A 19383-nucleotide genomic window follows, 5' to 3' on the forward strand; every position below is an offset into this window, starting at 1 on the left:
CGAGTTTGAGATGATCTACACGACCGCAATCGCGGCCTGACTACCCCAACCCCCGATCGTCAACCAAACTCGGGGCAGTCCCGTCGGTACGGATCCGCTGTTCCCGGTTGTCTCGACGGCGCTCGTATTCGCGTCGCGCGGACGCCCCAGCCTCGCCTGGGTCCACACCCGTGACCTCGACCGCGCAGTCGACACAGCGAACGGTCTTCGAGCGGCGCTCGTAGACCGCTTCCTCGCCTGCGGAAATCTGCCGAGTGCAGAGCCGGCACGTCCCGGCGTACCGCAGCCGCATGGTTTTGTCGTCCGGCCCCAGTTCCAGCGTCACGACGCCGAACGTACCAGTCCGGTTGGCAGGGTTGCGTTTCACCCGTCGCGGCCGCGCGCGTCATAAGCAGCTACGTGACGTCGATGCGGCTAGTGCCCCGTTTCCGCCAGGGGCGTCTCTCCGAAATGCTGTCGGGCAAGCTCGCATGTCCAGCGAAGGTCGCGGTTCTCGCGAAGCGCCCGACGCATTCGCTCCTGAGAGATCCCGAGCTCGCCAAGGAGGTTCATGGTCACAACCGCCGCGGTAATCATGACGATCGCGTGAAGCTCGTCATAGCGGGAATGACCAGCCGCGCCAAAATGCGCCACGCCATCGCGCGATTGTGCGGCCGCCTTGGCCCAAGCGTCGGGATTCGGGACGAGATCGTTCATGAACGGACCAGGTCGGCGAGCGAGGTCAACCAGGCGCTCTCTCAGGGTGGGTTGGTTGTATCGCGTCCGATCGTGCAACCACTGCCTATGGTCGTCAGGCACCGCGGCGAACAGTGCGGCTCGCAGGCTGGAGTGCTCTGCGTCGGATAGCGGCGGCGGCACCTTGAGAGCTCGATGGAAGGCTTCAGCCGCCGAGACCGCGCTCACCACTCGGGTCTGTAGATACCCGCCCGTTAGGTATGTGAGTCCAAGCACCATGTCGAGGGCGGCCTTGAATGTGTCACGGAGTTCGAACCACCGTGGGATCAGGTCGTCGAACGGCTGATCCTCGCGACTCAGGATGAAGTCGATCCAGACGGTGGCACCAGCTTCTGGCTCGGGCGTTCGGGTTCGGTACTGATAGACGTCTACCTTGTGCAGAGCGGTCGCGAAGACATGGCCCTCGGCATATCGGTCAGGGACAGGAGGAGTGTACAGACGCACAGTGATGTCGGCGCAGGGCTCGAGTGTTGACAGAGTCATCAGGTCGCTCACACTTCGCATCGGCTCGAAGAAGTCGTCCATCGGACGAGGCGTGTCCGATCGGAACTCCATCGCCGCCTGCTCCCAATGCTCAATATGGAAGCCATCCCTCTTACGAGTCCATGACTGGTTCGACGAAAGCGTGTGAAGGCGAACCCTTAGTTCGCCCGTCACCGCCTCCAGAGGTTCGAGCGTTTCAGCTTCAAGCCCTCTTCCTCGCTCCTCGCGGAAGCCGCTGCGTCGGGTCCATTCATTGAGATTCTCGGTTGTAACCCATCCAGATACGAATACCGGTTCGTCCTCCGCATGGAGGTGGAGATCCACGAGAAGCGTCATCGCCCCGATGCTGAGTGCATCCGGCCGGTCGTCGTTGCCACCCCGCGCTTCACTCACCCAGGCGTCTATGAGGGTCAGAGGCGTTTCGCCCGTTCGGCCGTGAATGATCGGCCAGCGGAGCAAATCGCCTCGGCCGACGCGCACGCCTGGCAACGGTTCGGCCGGTTCGGCATACCTCCACCCGCCGATCAGACCGAGACTCAGTTCCTTTCCGGGCTCGTACGTGAGGACGCCACCGAAAGTTTGCTCGGGTGCATCCGGGAGCCACCACTCGCCGCTCCATTCGCGGCGTTGGTCGAGGCGAGGATCATCCATAGAGACATCTTCTCGGAGCGGGCGGGATGGGGGAGGACGGCGTGCCGCGGCCTCGGTCACGCCCTTAAAACCCTCGCGGGTTCGAGTAGGCATCCGTCGCGCACATCAACGGTGTGAAGATCGCTCTCGAAATTGTTGGAGCACTTGCGGACGCTGGCCTCCGCATCATGACATGAGCGCTGAGCGCGGGGTCGTGCTCCCAGGCGGTACACCGGCTTTGACGGTGCCCCGCAGCCAGCCGGGTGCCGACGGCGCATAACCCTCCGGGGCGGGGGCATTCTCTTCTATGGCACTCACGTCACGTTGCTCTGAGCGAGAGGGTCCGCTGTCAACTACATCGTTGTACGCACTTCGTTGAGGTGCGTCGTGTCCGTCAGCTTCTAATCAGGTGCGGGTGCGTCCGGAACGCCTGCCCATCAATGTGCGGCCCAGCCGAGACTCTGCGTGGCGAATCCACCGCCGCACAGTCCCAGTCGCGCCAACACTGACCAACTCCGAGCCATCGACCGCGCCGCCTATGGCGGAGGCTGACCAGCCCGTAGCATGGGCACGTCAGCGCCCGCCAACGACTGGAGTGCAAGCGAGTGATCAAGCGCCTTCGACTGCGGAACTTCAAGAGCTTCGCGGACGCTGAGATCGAGTTCGGCCCGTTCACGCTATTGATCGGTTCTAACGGAGCAGGCAAGAGCAATCTGTTCGACGCCCTTCGCTTTCTGCGAGCTATCGGTGAGGGTCGTTCCGTCCGTGATGCAATCGAGGGGCACGCGCCTCCGGGTCTGATCAACCCGCTGGTATCCGGAATACGCGGAGGGGGCGCCGCCGCTACGCACTTCTCCTCCGAGTCGACGACGTTCTCACTTGAAGTCACGGTGCACGTAGACGCCAGCGAAATCGTCTACTTGGTCGAGGTCGATACCGCGCGTCATCGAGTGGTCTCCGAGCAATTGAGCTCAAGCTCTCATCCCGGCTCATACGTGTACTCAACGCGACCCGAGACCGGCCCTTTGGAGCAATCCGACGATGGTCCGGCGATCGCCGCGAGGTTCCACAAGAACGCGAGAGGGCTGAACCCGAAAAGGGAGTTCTCTCCGTTTGAGTTTGTGCTCTCGCAGTTTACGAGCCGTAGGGCAGAGTCCCGAGTGAACGAAGAAGTAGCCGACATCGTCCGTGAGGAGCTTTCGTCCATCGCTCCGCTAGAACTTCAACCCGAGGTGCTGCGGAAGTACTCGCCGATCGGTCGTTTCGAGATGGGTGAACACGGCGAATACTTCGCAGCCGCGGTATGGAAGCTCAATAGCGACGCAGAGAATCCAGTCGATTACGAAGTCGAGAAGGATGAGATTTACCCGGTCTATGACGAGGGCGCCATCGCTCGCCGTGACGCAGTTCTGGCCTGGCTGAGTCAGGTGACGCCGCGAGAGATAACAAGTCTCTCCACCGCGACGTCGCCGACCAACGAAGTCATTGTTTGCGTCACGGAGGCGCCATACGAACAAGAGATCACGGCTCCCTCATTGTCTGATGGAACATTGAGGTTCGCTGCGCTCGCGCTATCGACGGTGGGCGCGGTCGGCCGAAGGACACTGCTAATCGAGGAGATCGAGAACGGCATTAACCCTGCCCGAATCTCGTTACTTATTCGCATGCTTGAGCAGACGGTGGCGCTCGATGATGGAGTTCAGGTCATTGCGTCTACCCACAGCCCGGCGGTGCTTGACTTCGCGGAGAACGACACCGTTAGTCGCGCAATCGTAATTGGCTGGGACGACGAGGCGGTCTCCTCTCGAACCGTTGCAATCAACGAGCTGCCCGGTCTTAGCGACGCACTCAGATCTCAATCGCTCGGGGACCTGCAAGAAGAGGGTTGGCTCCAACTCGCGGCGGAGATCTGACGACGTTGAGTTACCGTGCCTTCGTGGTTTGTGAAGACCACACCCTAGATCAATTCGTCGCGGTACCCCTCGTCTCGGCGATGCTCAAACACGTGGGTCGACCCCACGCACGAGTGAGACCCGTGTCAAATCCGCGACTTCAAGGCATCTCGCAGGTCGAGAGCAAATTCGCGGAAATCGCCGAACGCTACGCAAAGATCGCGGACCTGGTTGTGTTTGCGCTCGACCGTGACAAACAGGACGGCACTGGCGGACGAGGTGACCGTCTGGCCAAGTTCACGGAACTTCATTCCAGGCTTGCGCCCGACGTCTCGGCGAAGGTTGACATTGTCCTGGCAGTTGAGGAGACGGAAGTCTGGGCGCTATGGGGTTCGCGGGGTCAGCTGGGCGAAGGCTGGTCCACCGTTCGCGCCGAGCAACACCCAAAGGAACGCTTCTTCGAGCCACTCGTCACCAAGTCAGATGCCCTTCAGCCTGGGGGCGGTCGTGCCAGGCTCATCGCACTTTCGTTGGCAAGCGGATGGGACTCTCTAGCTGGCGGCTGCGATGAACTCAGGGAGTTGGAAATGAGGACTCGCGCCCGCGTTTAACGGGATTCTGGGTTGATCAGCTGTGTAATGGCCGCATTCCCGAATCGGGCCAGTCGCCCGTTGACGCTCCGTCAAAGCGCCGGGTTAGGAGACTCCGCGAGCCAAACTGTGGCCACCTAGGGCAACCAAAAACCTCCGGCGGGACGCCGGCTCGCTGGACGCCCGCGAGGCTAGTAAGGGCGGCATCGGCTGACATGAAGGTGACGCAGGACGCGTGGGCAGAGGAGCGGGATGCCAACACTTCGATCGATCAACGATGAAGCCTGGGGCAGTAGACACATAAGCCGCGTGCGCCCTAACGACTGAGAGCCCTCTGCCCGGCAAGTGGGCTATATCCCGATCCCGCGGCCGGAACTCGCAACCTCGACCGATGGCCGCGTCACTACGGCCGCCTCCCGGTTCCGCGCCGCACGCCGCATCTCCGCCTGGGCCGCGCGCAAAGCATCCTGCATCGTCAACTCCGGAGTCCCGCGCTGCATCGAGTCGGCGAGGCACTCGCGGGCTGAGGCATCCGTCCGCGCCACGACGATCGCGACGTTGCTCAGCCGCCCGCGCGTGAGGCCTACGTAGAGTCCCGCGGCATCCACATCCGGCCCGACCACGGACGCATCGGCGGTGTCGCCCTGCACGCCATGCACCGTCGATGCGTAGGCGAGCTGCAGGTGCTCCCGCGCGTACTCAGCGGACACACGCGCCACCTCGCCGCTGTCACCCACGGAGACGAGATAGACGACCGATTCGTGGATGCCGCGCACGATCCACTGCGCGCGATTCTCGACCCCCGTGAACCGGTCGTTGCGACGAGTCTGGACGGTGTCGCCGACAAGGATCCGCTGCTCGCCCATTCCCCACGTCGCGACGCGGACGTCGAGCTCGCCCTGATCGACTCGCCGCTGCTGGATGGCGTCGTTGATCGCATCCGCCTCAGCATTCGTGCCGGAAACCAGCGTCACCCGCTTGCCGCGAGCGTGCCAGTCGAAGTACGCGTCGATCATCCGCTCACGCGCCGCGTCGTGGTGTTCCACCCGATCAACATGACCGCGTTCGGCAAGCTCGCCCGCAGCCACCAGCGCGCGCTCGCGATCACCCGCATCCCGCAGCCGCAGCGTGAGCGCCGCGTAGTCGGGATCGCGGAACCGGTGCACCGTGTCGAGCTCGACCGCAGCGTTCGCGTGCCGGATCGCAGAACCCATTGCACCCGCATGTCCGACCGGCAACGCCTGATGCGTGTCACCAACGAACGCCAGCCCGACACCCTGCTCGATCGCGAGCTCGACGAGGACGTTCGCCGTCTGCAGGTCGACCATCCCGGCTTCGTCGACCACGATCCGATCGCGAGAACGCAACACGTACTGGGTTGGTCCGCCAAATACGGCGCCCGTGCGGGGATCGACTTCTCCCACTCGAAGCCTGGTCCACACCTTCGCGCCGGCCTCGTTGGTGCCCCATCGGTAGCCGTGGTCCATAAGCAGGGCATGAATGCTGGATGCCGCGGCCCCGACCTCGCGAGACGCCACCGATGCCGCCTTCCGGGTCGGGGCGACGACGAGCATCCGCCGCCGTTGCGACGTGAGCGCCGCGAACGCAGCGCGCAGCATCGTCGTCTTGCCCGTGCCGGCGGGGCCGGCAACCGTCACGAGCCCGTCCGTGCCGGCGATGGCGCACGCGGCGACGCCTTGCGAGGCATCCAGCGCCGACAAGTCCGCGTTCGGTGCGAGCCGGTGCAGCTCGCCCGGCAGCAGGGATCGCCCGGGCCGGGCGAGCACCTCCAAGCGGCCGGCGAGACGCACCTTGGCGCGTACGGTCTCGGTCGCCATGAACGCCTTGACGTGCGCCGGCGGATCATCCGCAACGAGGCGGCAGACGGAGCGCATGGCGCGCTCCGTGATGTCGGCGATCACGCCGTCGAGCTGGTCGCGCTCGGCAACGACGCCCGTGCGCGAGAGCGCGCGTGTTGCTCCCGCGCAGACGTCGAAGATGCTGAACCTCCCGCCGCATGGGGTGGACCGTTCGTCCGCGTCGACGACCGCCTGTGCAGCGAGCAGATCCAAGTCGATGGCATGCCGGTCTGTCGCATGGACGGGAACGGGTGTGCGAGGGGTGGTCAGACTCGGATCGATTGCTGTGATCTCGTCGCGGACGCGCGCCTCCCACGACGCCTCGTCGAGATCGGCCGGCTTGTTCGGACGCGCCACCGCCCACGCGCGGCGATCGATCTGCTGCAGCACCTCCACGCTCGGCGCAGATCCTCCGTGCGCCGCCGACCACTCCGCGATCAGGCGCGCGCGGTTGGCCTCGATCTGCGCCGACCGACGCGAGATGGGCCGGACGGCGCCGGCGAGTTCGGCGATCTCGCCAGTTTCGTCGAGCGTGTACCCGTGCCGGGCGAGCGCGGCGATCCAGGCGGGATCGGTGCGGGCGGCGAGCTCGCCCTCGGCGTTGACGACGGTGTGCAGTTTCATCGCAACGCGCGAGTCGAGGTTCGACCACTTGCCGTCCGCACCGAGCACCTTGATGTTCAGCCAGAGGTGACGGTGGATGTGCGGGTCGAGCGCGCGCGAGCGCCGATGCTGCAGCTCGATGACCTCGATGCGGGTGAGCTCCTCGCGGACGAGCCCGCCGTGCCCGCGCCGCGCGTTGAGTTCCGTCTGCCACGTGAGCAGGATGCGGTCACGCAGCCGATCCTGGAGCGCTTCGAACTCGGTCGCGAGTTCGGGATGCAGCAGTGCGGCGATGCTGTACGACTTCGGGTGGTTGATCGTTCCGTCGAGCAGCAGGTCGGCGTCAGGGCTCAGCCGCTGATGGCCACGCTCTTCCCCAGTGACCGGGTCGTGGCCGGTGAGCCAGACACGAAGGCCGCCGGCGGTGAGTTCGTCGGAAGTGATGATGCCGTTCTCGACAATGAACCGCGAGACGGTCGAATCTGGTGCGGCACCGTACGCTTCGAGCGCGTCAACACCGGGGGAATGTTGCAGGTGAGCGTCGCACGTGCCCTCAAGTGCGTAGCCGATCGCCTGTCGAACCCCTCGGGATTCGGCACCTCGCTTCCATCGCTCGAGGCCGCCGCGCATGCCGCCAGGTTAGATCCCGTTTTGCCAGTTATCCAGGGATTTTTGTGGCGTGCAGGTAAGTGTAGGGGAGTGCTTCCAAAGGGTGTCGCTCACCGACGGTGCCTGCGTGCATTGCTCAATCTGTTGGCTGGCAGTGAGAGTCGTCGGGCGCCTGATCCGTCCACTTCGGTCAGATCGTCCTGCGTGTCGGTTGCCGCTCGAGCGACGACTCGCGGGAATGCTCCTAAGAATGGAGACATGGGGAGACTGCTACGCCACCGCAAGCTGAAGCCACGACATCAGCTATACAGGGGTCGCGCCTGGGAACCGCGTGACTTGGAGGCACTTGCGCGGGCGATCGCCGATCTTGCGCTCGGGCAGTGGCGCCACGTCGAGGCGTTGCTTCACTCGACCGAGGGATGGGATGCGACTGGGGCCAACTACGCCGTAGACGGCGCAATCCAACTGCTTACAGTCCCGCCTGGCAAGGATCCGTGGCATCGCGACGGTTGGGTATTTCAATTGATCTCGTGGATCGCTGCTGTCGAGGAAAACCAAGGCCCAGCACGGATGCCCCAGATGGAGCAAGCCTCCAAAGGCTTCGATGGACTCCAGCTGGTGGTGGACCGGAAGTCTGGATATCCGAGCCGGTTGATCATTTTTGAGGACAAAGCAACGAGTGCGCCTCGCGACATGGTGCGTGACGACGTTTGGCCGTCATTCGAGGCGGTGGAAGCAGGCGAACGGAATCCTGCATTGGCGGCTGAGGTCGGGTACCTCCTCGAGCGTGTGTCCGGCGCCGACGTTCCCGCCGCCGTCGATCGACTCATGAGAGATGCGTCCCGACGGGCCTACCGAGTATCGGTAACCGTTGGGAGCCACCACGCACGTGCAGAGGCATTCAACGGCCTCTTCGACGGGTTTGAAGAGGTCGTCCCAGGTGCCCGCTCGCGACGCCATGGGAACGTATTGGAAGTTACTGACCTGCGAGAGTGGATGAATTTGCTCTGTACCCGCGCCATCGAACTTCTTGAGGAACAGCGTGTTTGATCCAGTGACCGCTCTGATCATCGCCTCGGCGCCAAAGCTAAGCGGAGTCGACAGCGAACGATTGCCCTCGCTCATTACCGACGCCTACGTCAAAGTCGCAGTCGCCAAGTCGCTGCTCGGAGACGATCTCGTGGCGAGGGACGATGTCTTCGGCGAACTCCGTTCTATCGGTGCGTCACAGGAAGCGATCGCCCTCAATCTCGAACCGGGCGAACTTCGATCCTCCGCCGCATACGTCGCCGCGAGTGCATATCGAGCGCTGGCTGAGGCATTCCCCGACGCCGATTCCGATAGCCCACGGCTTGAGCCGGGCTCGATCGCTCCACGAATAGCCTCGGTGCTGCTCTTTCTCGTTGCCGATGCATCGGCAGACGCCGCCGAGGTCGCCAATGATCTCCAGCCGACAGACGGCGAAACCTTCGCACCACTCATTCAACGTCTGCGGCAGCTCGGACGTGGTGAAGTCCGCGTTACGTCGAAAGCGCCCGAGGTTGCCCTTGACAATGCGGCGGGGCCGACGGGGGTTGGCGCTGCCGTCGGGTATTGGCGCTGTGAACGTGTGCTCACAGATCTCTTGGCATACCTCGCCAACCCGCGCGAGGGTTCAGGCTGGGAGGCCGGCCGATTCGCACAGATCGCGTCGGCGATGGGTTCGGAGTTCACATTCAGATCACCCGAGGGCTTGCGAACCTCGATTAACCTGATCGCTGGCCCGTGGCATCTCGCGAAGCTCCTTGATATGGCCGAGTCGGTCCTCATCGAATCCTCTACGGCCTCAATCCCTACACCGACAGGCATCGACGAGTCTCGGTGGTGGAGAACCCTCTCCGGGACGATCAGGCAGAGACCGCTGCTCTGGCGAAACCATCGCGCCGCACTCGACTCTGGACTTCTCGACCCCGGCGTTTCCGCCGTGCTGTCCTTCCCGACCGGCGCCGGGAAGTCCACCGTGTCTGAGCTGAAAGTCGCTGCTACCGTCCTCCGAAACAAGAACGTTGTCTGTCTCGCACCCACACTGTCATTGATCGATCAACTTGCAAGATCATTCAGACTGGCTGCGCCCGATGCGCGGGTAACCGCGCAACGAGACGCAGACGAGGAACTCGTACCGACTGAAGATGACGTCTCCGAGATCTTCATAATGACGCCGGAAAGTTGCCTGTCCGCCCTTGGCCTAGATCCGGCTCGATTCGGAGACGTCGGACTCATACTTTTCGATGAAGCGCACCTCATGCATAGCGAAGGCGAAACGCCTACGCGTCGCGCCCTAGATGCCTCGCTGTGCTTTCTGACGCTCGCATCGCGTTTTCCCGCCTCGGACCTAATGCTGGTATCGGCCATGTTCGCGAATACCTCTGAACTCGCTGGGTGGCTGAGCGACATCACCGGGCGCAGGGCGCTTGCGTTGGACAATCCGTGGAAGCCCACCAGGCAGGCGCGCGGGGCCCTGGTCTATCGGCTTGACGAAATCGAACGACTACGTGAATCACTTGATGTCGCCTATCGCACTACCACCACCCAGGGTGCGCCTGCCACGGTCAGGAAGGCAATGGTCGCGGTGCCTCACGGATTCTTCAGCCTCCAGTCCACCTGGGAGTCCACGAACACGCGCGACTACCGCTTGACGCCGCTTCTGGAGACACCAGTTCAACTGGGAGTAGGGGGTCACCGCGATCGGCAAGGCGCATGGTGGCTTACGCCGAACGCCAATCAAGTCGCCGCACGGCTCGCACACGCTGCCGCTGAGTCTGGTCTCAAGACTCTGGTCTTTACGCAGCAGATTGGTTGGACGTCGTCCATAGCTCGCGACGTGTCGTCGTCGTCCGAGCACAAGACTCCACTTGTTGAGGCCGAGTTGCGGCTTGTCGACCGTAGCGCGGAGCTTCTCGGTGACCGATCCGCCTTGTACCTCGACTTCGACGGCAATGCAGTGGTCGGTGCGGCGATTCCGCACCATGGTCTACTCCTTCCCGACGAACGCCGTTTGCACGAGCTTCTGTACCGACGTCCCGACGGCGTACCGGTGCTTGTCGCTACCTCGACAGTCAGTCAGGGAATGAATTTTCCGAGTGAGTTCGTAATCATCGCTGGAGACCGGCGATTTGACTCGAGCTCTAATGAGAGAATCCGACTTGAGGCGCATGAGTTGCTCAACGCCGCCGGTCGCGCCGGGCGAGCTGGCTCCCATGCAAATGCTCTCGTCCTAGCCATCCCGGGCGAGGTCGTGGAGTATGACGGAGCCGCTCAGATGGGTTCCGGATGGTCGCCCCTGCAGGCCGCCTTCTCCAAGAGCGACCAATGCGTCACAGTAGATGATCCCATTCGCGTGCTCCTCGATGGACTCGATTCGGAGACGGAGGCGCCCCTGCTTGAATATCTCTCCCGCCGCGTGGGAAGTGTTGCAGACGCGGTGGTTGGCCCAGAGATGCTCCGTCGAAGCTTCGCCGCATACTCAGCACGTGAGCGAGGATCCGATGAGTGGATTGGGACGCGAGTCGCACAACTAACCGCAACGATTGCAGGCGAGTCCATCGCTCCCTGGGCACGGCGATGTTCGCTGATCTCAGGTCTACCTGTTGCCGACGTTATGTACGTGGCTGAGAGGCTTGATCCGGCACTCGAGCAGTCCCGCGTGATCAAAGAGTGGGTTGAGTGGGTGCTTGACGTCCTCCACGATCGACCCGCCATGGTCGAGGAGGTTCTACGTGTCGGTAGCAGGGCGGCACTTACTGGCGCTCCTGAGGAGCTCGGAGAATGGTCGGCAGCGAGTACAACGCTCATCGATCATATCCGGGCGATCCTCCCGCTCTGGATGGAAGGCGCGGCACTCTTGGAGATCCAAGACATTGGTATCGCGCGCGGCCTCGCGAGCGTGGATCGACGACTCGAGTTTGCACGCAAATTCGTACTTCGCGTTGTGCCCGATCTCGCATACCTCTTCGGGCTTCCGGTCCTCATCCAAGGTCAGCGCGCAATGCTCGGCGAACGCAACCCGTTGCCCGATGATCACCCTCTCTTCGATATCTCACGATGCGTCGAATTGGGGGTTGATAGCGCCGAGAAGGTTCGAATGCTCGAATCCAGCAGCCGGATCACCCGGAAGCAGGCGCACATCAGCTAAGAACTGCCGAGGACATGTCACTTCGACGGCAAAGAGGGAGCTAACACCATCTGGCCTCGAATCTTCGTCGCACCTGGTCCGTCAACGAGCTGTCTGAATCGGCGTGGTCGGCGGATTCATCGACTCAAGCCACTTCTCCTCAATGACTTTGGCAACCTCCTCTGGCGGCTCGTGTTCCCAGAAGCGGAGGACCTCCCAGCCACTCTCCACCAGCCTCCTCGATACCTCCGTGTCTCGCGCCCGATTTCGCGCGAGCTTCGGCCCCCAGTAGTCGGCGTTCGCCTTGGGAGCGGTTGCATGGGTCGGGCAACCGTGCCAAAAGCAGCCGTCGATGAAGACGGCAATGCGCTGCTTCGTGAAGACGATGTCCGCACGAGACCGCAGCCCATGCAAGGGCGCAAAATCCACGCGATACCGAAGGCCGGCCGCATGGAGGAGCCGACGGATTCGCAACTCAGGTTGCGTATCGCGTCTACGGTTGGCGACCATCGTGCGTCGCGCACCCTCGCTGGACGCCCAGGATCCGGTCATTGCGTCGACATCTGGGTGCACCGACCAAGACGTGGGTCAGGTCGAAGGTTGAAACATGCCGCTGAGGAGCGATCGAAGGGCGTCATCGTTCAAGGATGATACGTCGGTGACACGCAACTCGAACTGCAATGTCTTGAACGCGTTGCGGACCGGCTCCCTCCGATTCTCGGTTCGATCAAGGTTCCTGATCTGCTCACTGACCATTCGCGCCAATCGGTGATCGGATGAGAGGTTTCGGTCGACGAGGCCAACGAGCTCGTCCTCGAACAGCGGCAACTCGGGATCGCTCAGCAGATCACCCAAGATCCACGATCGGAGGTAGAGCCTTTGAAAGACATTGCGACGCCCAGCGGCGAACCGATCGTGAGGGAGCTTACCCACCGCATCGGGTCCGAATCGCTGAACAGCGAGGTCGGGAAGGACGACAAGGGTGATGTACGGCCAGATGTCGGGATGCGCTGCTTGACTTCGTCCATCCTCCTCGAACCATGAAGCGAGCACATTTCCGACGGTGACGTCGAAGAGCCTGTCACGATCTGCGCGGCGGCGCACATCGAGCGCATGCACAGCGTCAAAGGTCATTGCATGCAGTTCACGAAGACGCGCGACCGGTACAGGCACACCTACGGATGGGAATATCGCGCCAGGATGGTGTCCGCCATCAGGGAAGGCCTGTGCGACGCCGCCGGAGCCCAGAGTGCGCTCGAGTCGACTAATCTCGCTCGCGATATCGGAGCGGCTGAGTCGCGGATAAACGACGCTCATGCAGCTCCAGCCTTTCCGTAGTATTCGACTGACTCGCGTGATCGCACTGCGAGGCCAAGAGGGTCTTCGACTGCCAGACGACACGCCTCGTCCAGCGAGAGACCGAGGGTGAGTGCAATGTGTGCGCCCATCGCGGCGAGAGATCCGTGATCGTCATCAGCGGTGGCCTGGAGGGCCGCGCCATTGACCGAGTCACGCCATGAGCCGATCTGATGCAGGACCGCGAGGTGGATGTCGCACGTGATCGCCGAGTAGACATCCTCACTCGCGGTGCCCTCGACAATGGAGTGGCAGACCGCGAGATCAGTATTCACGTACAGGCGCACCGACCCGCTGATGCTCCAATGCGGCTCCGCATCAGTTGCAGTCTCCACCGACCATGGGACCGCGCGGCGCCCGGTCCCAGAGAAGGACAAGGCGGATGTGGGGAAGTCCGTGCTCGCTCGCTCGAGCGGGATCCACATCGGCGAACCAAGCTGCCAGAGCTTCGCCCCCTGGTGGATTGCGTGAGCGGCGTTGGAGCTGCCAGTTCGCCCCGGGCCGACTACCCACACGTCCGCCGTGAGATCGACTGCAATCTCGCCCCCGTCAACGACGAGGTCCAGGTCCGCACACCAGGTGCCGCCCACCAGCTTGAAGGGGGATTCCGCCCGCCACCGCGCGCGGGCGGAAGCGCATGCCACAACTACGACCAGTGAGATCTCTTCGCCCTGGTCAATCGAGGTCTCCGTCCAGAACAAGTCGTCAAGGGAAGCGACGCACCGGAAAGTGAGGTCATCGCCCGGCGCCCAATCTTCGCCGATTCGATCGAGGTCCAGGTCGTCCGGAACAAGCGAGATCGTCGCCTCGACCGCGCTTGCTGCGGGTGTGAGATAGGGCCGGGACTCAATTATCGCCACGGTGTTCCTCCGCACTCATCTCAATGCGGAGTGCTCGACGAGCTGCCCCAGTGAATTCCACTGATGCAGACTGGCTGCCCTGTACTAGGGCTTTCCCTGCACCGACTGCAACTGCGTCGCGCCACTCGAGGTTGAGCTCGTCCGCGTCGAGGGTCTCGTGGGCGCCTTCGTCCCCGATCAGACTCACGCTCAGCGTCACGATGGATGCCGACCCGCCCGCGACGCTGAAGCTGACACTTTGACGCTGGCGACCATCCTCGTAGGTTCGGACGAGTCGCGGAGCTGAAATCTGAAGGCGACTTCGGCTCGTCGGCTTGCCACGGCGCCTGCCCGAGGCGCCCTCAGAAGTTGCTGGCGTTGATGGCGCTGAGACAGCGGGCGATGGTACGAGGTAGCCAAAACGACGAGACAACGCCCCGGTACGAACCGGACGATGTTCGGCTTCAACGACGACCGGCTCGGGATACATTTCGTCTCGAATCGCTTTGGTGACGCGCTGCTTGGTCGCTTTCACCACGAGTCCGGGCTCTCCCCCCGAGCTGCTGACCCATGCGTCGTGCGCCGGCGGTTCCGTGCGTGCGTAGATGGCGTCCCAATCGTCGCTCGACTTGTAAACGGCCAGCCAGTCCATGCCTTCGAGCGGCGACTGGGCAACCCAGTCGACGGTGGCGACGACCAGCTCGGGCTGGCCCCGCATAAGCGAAATTCGCATGACTGCGGGATTCTCAAGAGGATCCAAGTCGTCATGATTCGGTGGATTCTCCAAAGCGAGAATCCGCCGCACTATAGCGACGTGGCCGATTGTCTGCTGGAGCCGCGTCACCGCCAATACATTGATAGGCAACCCTTGCGGGGTCGCAATTGATGTTGTGCCTCGCTGTCGCACCGATCTGATCGCGTTGAGTCCGGCACCCCAGAGTTCGATCGCGCCTGGCTTCTCGTCCACAAGTGGCACCGTGGTGTCGCCAGCTTCGAGTGAGATGTCCATGGGCGATTCGACCGCACCCGGCGTGGGGATGAGTTTGGGCCAGAGATGTCGGCGTATCGCGCTCCGCGCACGGGCAGCGAACTCACCTAGGATGTCTTCGCCGTCGTCAGTCAGCGGCAGTTCATCCGCGGGCGTGGAACCGAGGCTCTCGGGCGTGAGGGTCGGCTCGATGATCAACATCGATGTGCCAGTCTCCCCTGCTCCAAAGCCCCGCTTGAACAGTCGACCGCCGAGCGCCTCCGCTTCTGGGCCGATAAGCGGGTAAATGTTCTCACCGTCGCGACGCCCCCACCAATGACGACCGGTGTACTGAACCCCGGACTCCTGATAAGACCCGCGAAATGCGGAAGCGATGAGGCGGTGTTCGAGCCGCCCCTCTTCATTCCTGCATCGTGTCCAGTAGACAACGGTTCCGCGGCTACTGAACGCGTACGAGGCAGTCTTGCCGAAACCATATGTGCCCCCACCTTTGCCGTCGTCTCGAGGTACCCCCACCTTGAGAATCAGATCTTGAAAGTTGCGGGGCAGATCGCCCTGGACTGGCATCAACGTGACAGGTCCGTCCAGTCCACATGTCCCGCGGTCGAAGACCTCGAGCACGTAGGGACAGTCATAAGCGAGCTGCCCAACTGGTGTCGCTCGACGCTTCTCAGGAAGCAGACGGGCGAGATCCCCCCGAAAACGGAAGTCCGCCCGCCGAAGGCTGACCCCGTAGACGGGGCGCATGTCGTCGAGCCTCGCATCCCAGCTATTCTGGGCGGTCTCGCGAATCAGCACCTCGAGGGGTGACAACTCCGTGCGGCCGAGCAGACGTTCACCGCCGGTCGCATCCATGTCTCCCGGCGTGAACTTCTTCGGATACCAATCGAGCGGCTCGATCGGCGTTAGAGCAGAAGGAATCAAAGTCTTTCCAAGACGGATGGAAGCAGGTCAGAGTCGATGCTGTCAGGGCAGGCATCGAGCAACAGTGAGTAACGAAGCCTGGAAACTGCGGTCAACGCTTCCGCGCCGACGACGGATGCGCGCACCCCCGGGAAGTCGGGGCTGACGAGAAACAGTCGTTCTTCGGCGACCACGAAGGCGACGGTGTCGTCAGCCGCGACGGGCGATTCATCAGTGGAACGTTCGAATAGCAGGCCTTTCGGCAGGCCAAGAGCGTCGACGCGGTTGATCAGCTCAGCGATGGTCTCCCCTTCAGGGCTCTCTTCGAGCCGTAGCGTTAGGAGGTGGAGAGATCCGCCGATTGGCGGATCCAGTTGATGCGCACCGTGAATCTCAACAGACGGCGAATCAGTACCGGTGTACGCCTTCACCTCGAGAGCGTTGCTCAGGAAGAAGTCGTGCCGGTAGCCCGCTTGTCCCCGCCATGCAGATTTCGCGCGGGAAGGGTCCTTCTCGGCGAGCCGTGCCAGTACTGTCAGCTCGCCGAAGAGCCCGATCAACCGCTGGCGAGAGAGCGTACGCTTCTCCCGCGAGAGCGCCTCCCGCCAGGAACTGAGAACACTCATGAGCTCGTCAATGCAGGGAGCGTCAGTCTCGTCCACACGCGAGAGCATCTCGCCCACCAGGGAGAGGAAAGTCGGCGTGAGACTGGGATCGGTGCTCGCCACGTCCAAGGAGGTCTTGACGCCGTCATCAAGGTCCTCGTCAAGCCAGGTCGCGGGGAGAACGTCGCCGAGAGGAGGCGCGAATCGACTGCGACCGGAAGGGAGAGTGACGATCAAGTGCACGATGCCGAGATGGTCCTTCGCCAGCCGTGCTTCGTGCATGTCTCGGTCAGGACCGATCGATGCAGCGATCGCTTCGCCGACCCGCGGACTACGGGTCCCGAGAATCTTCAGCGCGTGTTCGACGCGGGCATACCCGGTGCTCATCGTTCCTCCGGGTGGGAGTAGTCACCTTCGGTGTCCTGCCAGCTTGAGCTCTCTGACGGCTCATCCTCGACGACGGGAGGCTGAACATCCGCGGCGACGAACTCACCTTGCTCCTCGGTCTCCGCATGCGGGAAGATCACGCCAAGGCCAATCAGGTGCGCCGGCGCCCCCATCTCTCGGCGGGTCTTCGACTTCGCCAGAGGCTGAGAATCCTTATCGACGGCATAGAGTAGTAGCGTCCCGACGTCAGGGGCGATCGCCTTTCTCGTCGCGCGGACGCTTTCGATGCGACTGGTATCGGTGGATTGAAGCAACCCGTTCGGATCGACGAGCGCACCGTTGGCCGCGAGGATCTCGAGGTCAAGGATCGAGTCTGTGCCCGACATCAGCGCGCGGATATTGATGACGTCGGAACCTTCTGGCAGCTCCCCGTCCAGGCGCTCTGGCGTCCAGTACTCCTCCTGGAGAGGAGCACGACTGACCAGCCCAACTTCAACACCTGGAGCGTAGGCGAAGGATCCTCTCTTTCGGGGTCCAGACACCAGCACCACGTTCCACGTGACCTTCGAGCCGTGATTCGCGAGCCAGGTTGCCATCTTGTCTGCCTGCAGCCACGGGTCGGAAGCGACCCAGTACTTGCGGAGGAAATCGACCACGTCATCGTTGCTCAGCCCCGCGAATATCTGCGAGTCGCGGGAGCTCTTCCCAGACGGGTCGTGCAGTAGTTGAGTCGCGCCTCGCGACCGCGCCGCCTCGATGAGGCCACGAGCAGCCGTCTGCGATTTAATCGCGCCTTCGGCCGATCGGTCGAGGTAGATTGTCTGCCGCCGACTCCCGCCAAGCCCAGCGTGGACGATCATTGCATTCGTCATCTTCCCGGGCGATGTGATCTGCAGGCGGCCGGGGTGAGTTCGAACTCGGATAGCAAGTTCCCGAGGCGTCTTTCCCTCGGCTTCGAGTACCGCTACCTCCGCGCGGATCTCCCGCTCGACTCGAGCGAGATGTCCATAGTCCTCGAGGAGCCCAGGCCCGACCCACACGCGGGCGAGATCCTGGTAGTGCGGTCGGAATCCGAACCAACGGCCCATTTGGAGAAGGGTGTCGTAGGTATTAGAGGTTCGCAGGAAATACGAGACGACCAAACCTTCTAGGGTCAAACCCCTTGAGAGGGTGCCGCCACCGATCGCAATGACGAACTGGGGAGAATCGTCGGGGTAGACGAGGCGATCGTCCGATTGACCGTTGTCGATCTTCACGGTCAGTCGACCAATGATCTCACGCACCTGATTCCAGACTGCGGGCCACTCCGGAATGAGCTCCTCACCCCGCAGGTGTGTCGTCCGCTCGGTCTCGCGCACAAAGACCGATCTGAACGACTCCTCCTCCGCATCACGACGCAGCGCGAGATCCTCGGTGAAGGACGCCACAGCGTCCTTGAGTCGCTGGTGTGCCGCCACTCGGTGCGACGTGTGGAGAAGCATCGACGAGTGGTTGGTCGTGCCTGTCCGAATCTGGCGGATGGCGGTCGCAATTATGAACCAGCGGATGGCGTCGTCCAGCGACGGAGTGACTTCCGGCTCGAAGTCGTCGATTTCCCTCCCCGGCACCAAGGACTGAGCTTCAGCGAGATCGATCACGTGCGACAGCGCATAGATGGGTTCGTCTTCATCACGGTCAGCGTCCTGATCGACGTCGAAGAAGCTGTCGGCACCCATGTAACCCTCGGGTCGCGGCAGTACCATCGCAAAGTCCTCGGGGTAGAGGTCTTCCGGATCGTTCGGGTCGATGAACATGTTTGCGAATGGAGTCGCGGTGTACGCGACGTATGTTCCAGTGGGCACTTCGTTCCAGATACCGCGAATGCGCTTGTTGATCGTGGAGACCAGCTCCCGGTCGCTCAGCGTATTGGGCGTCGCCTGATCCGACTCGTCGTCGATGATCAGGACAGCGCGGTTGCGCAACGTGTCGTCGTTAATGTCTCGAAGGAACCGTGCGACGTTTGCGAGACGCTTCTCGTGTTTCTTCACGATCATGATCGCGACATTGGTTGAACTGGACATGAAGCCGACGTTGTTGCTGGGGGCGATATCGGTGTCTCGGCCTGTCAGCAACGACCATGCGACTCCGTTCTTGTCCTTGGCGTCATTGACGTTAAGGTCGGTCTCGAGTCGAAGCTGCGTCTGCGCCCGGAGATTCGTGTACATGCCCGCGAGGATGATGATGATGCGATAGCCGGCATCCACCGCCTTAGCGACCAGACCCGCATAGTTGGCGGTCTTACCCGACTGTACGTATCCGATCACCAGGCCTTTGCGACGATCACCTGGTTCCTTAGGATTCGCGCATCGCGAAAGAATTCGCGTAGTCGACTCGTCGATTCCCTGCACGGCCGGCTCCGGCAACTTTGTGCTCAAGATCTTCTTGTATTCGGGCCATTCGCCTGTAGCGATCCGAGGCCCGCTGTACCACGACGTGTAACCGCCATCGTTCTTGACGAGATTTCCGAGCTTAATCGTCTCGATGATGTCTCGTTGATCCGCGAGGTACAGATCGAGCGCGAGCCCGAACCCGGGCATCAAGCCTTCCATGACCTGGCGGGCTTCGGCTTCTGCGGCTGATGCAGAACGGCCTAACTGGCCCGCGAGGATTCCCTCAAACGCGAGCAGTCCGTTGCGGAACAATTCGGCGGGGAGCGGCGTCTGCGACATCGGAGATCCTGTCAACAAGAGTCAATTGGTGAGCATAGGGGACGTG

Annotated in this window: 12 protein-coding genes; 4 read left to right on the forward strand and 8 right to left on the reverse strand. The window is 62.5% G+C overall.

Annotated features, from left to right (window positions below; translation table 11 throughout):
- Nucleotides 1-414: 414 nt before the first annotated feature.
- The gene (locus ABEA46_RS02400; RefSeq protein ID WP_345542751.1) at nt 415-1869 is read right to left on the reverse strand and encodes an ApeA N-terminal domain 1-containing protein; all 1455 of its coding nucleotides are present in this window, start codon (nt 1867-1869) and stop codon (nt 415-417) included.
- Between the two features lie 584 nt (nt 1870-2453).
- Here ABEA46_RS02400 and ABEA46_RS02405 point away from each other — a divergent pair.
- Complete coding sequence (locus tag ABEA46_RS02405; RefSeq protein WP_345542752.1) at nt 2454-3761, forward strand: AAA family ATPase; 1308 nt, start codon at nt 2454-2456, stop codon at nt 3759-3761.
- Nucleotides 3762-3883: 122 nt separating this feature from the next.
- Complete coding sequence (locus ABEA46_RS02410; protein ID WP_345542753.1) at nt 3884-4351, forward strand: hypothetical protein; 468 nt, start codon at nt 3884-3886, stop codon at nt 4349-4351.
- Nucleotides 4352-4680: 329 nt separating this feature from the next.
- Here the strand turns inward: ABEA46_RS02410 and ABEA46_RS02415 are convergent, their stop codons facing one another.
- Nucleotides 4681-7422 (reverse strand): AAA family ATPase, encoded by a 2742-nt coding sequence (locus tag ABEA46_RS02415; protein ID WP_345542754.1) that lies wholly within the window; start codon nt 7420-7422, stop codon nt 4681-4683.
- 237 nt (nt 7423-7659) lie between these two features.
- Here ABEA46_RS02415 and ABEA46_RS02420 point away from each other — a divergent pair, with 237 nt between their 5' ends.
- Together ABEA46_RS02420 and ABEA46_RS02425 are read left to right on the forward strand one after the other, a co-directional pair.
- Nucleotides 7660-8451 carry a hypothetical protein gene (locus ABEA46_RS02420; protein WP_345542755.1) on the forward strand — a complete coding sequence of 264 codons (792 nt, stop codon included), beginning with the start codon at nt 7660-7662 and terminating at the stop codon, nt 8449-8451.
- Complete coding sequence (locus ABEA46_RS02425; RefSeq protein WP_345542756.1) at nt 8444-11572, forward strand: DEAD/DEAH box helicase; 3129 nt, start codon at nt 8444-8446, stop codon at nt 11570-11572. The genes ABEA46_RS02420 and ABEA46_RS02425 overlap by 8 nt, the downstream gene beginning before the upstream one ends.
- A gap of 81 nt (nt 11573-11653) precedes the next feature.
- On the opposite strand, the gene ABEA46_RS02430 is transcribed toward ABEA46_RS02425, so the two are convergent.
- Genes ABEA46_RS02430 through ABEA46_RS02455 form a run of 6 tightly spaced genes read right to left on the reverse strand, consistent with a single transcriptional unit; the run spans nt 11654 to nt 19337 of the window.
- Nucleotides 11654-12103 carry a very short patch repair endonuclease gene (locus tag ABEA46_RS02430; RefSeq protein ID WP_345542757.1) on the reverse strand — a complete coding sequence of 150 codons (450 nt, stop codon included), beginning with the start codon at nt 12101-12103 and terminating at the stop codon, nt 11654-11656.
- Between the two features lie 36 nt (nt 12104-12139).
- Entirely contained in the window at nt 12140-12868 is a 729-nt protein-coding gene (locus tag ABEA46_RS02435) for a DUF6339 family protein (protein WP_345542758.1), read from the reverse strand.
- The gene (locus ABEA46_RS02440) at nt 12865-13767 is read right to left on the reverse strand and encodes a hypothetical protein (protein WP_345542759.1); all 903 of its coding nucleotides are present in this window, start codon (nt 13765-13767) and stop codon (nt 12865-12867) included. The genes ABEA46_RS02435 and ABEA46_RS02440 overlap by 4 nt, the downstream gene beginning before the upstream one ends.
- Nucleotides 13754-15658 carry a hypothetical protein gene (locus ABEA46_RS02445; protein WP_345542760.1) on the reverse strand — a complete coding sequence of 635 codons (1905 nt, stop codon included), beginning with the start codon at nt 15656-15658 and terminating at the stop codon, nt 13754-13756. The genes ABEA46_RS02440 and ABEA46_RS02445 overlap by 14 nt, the downstream gene beginning before the upstream one ends.
- On the reverse strand, nt 15655-16629 hold the full coding sequence (locus ABEA46_RS02450) for a PD-(D/E)XK motif protein (RefSeq protein WP_345542761.1): 975 nt from the start codon (nt 16627-16629) through the stop codon (nt 15655-15657). The genes ABEA46_RS02445 and ABEA46_RS02450 overlap by 4 nt, the downstream gene beginning before the upstream one ends.
- Complete coding sequence (locus ABEA46_RS02455) at nt 16626-19337, reverse strand: Z1 domain-containing protein (protein ID WP_345542762.1); 2712 nt, start codon at nt 19335-19337, stop codon at nt 16626-16628. The genes ABEA46_RS02450 and ABEA46_RS02455 overlap by 4 nt, the downstream gene beginning before the upstream one ends.
- Nucleotides 19338-19383: the final 46 nt, after the last annotated feature.

It is taken from the genome of Microbacterium jejuense (genome assembly GCF_039544225.1).
Classification (GTDB): domain Bacteria; phylum Actinomycetota; class Actinomycetes; order Actinomycetales; family Microbacteriaceae; genus Microbacterium; species Microbacterium jejuense.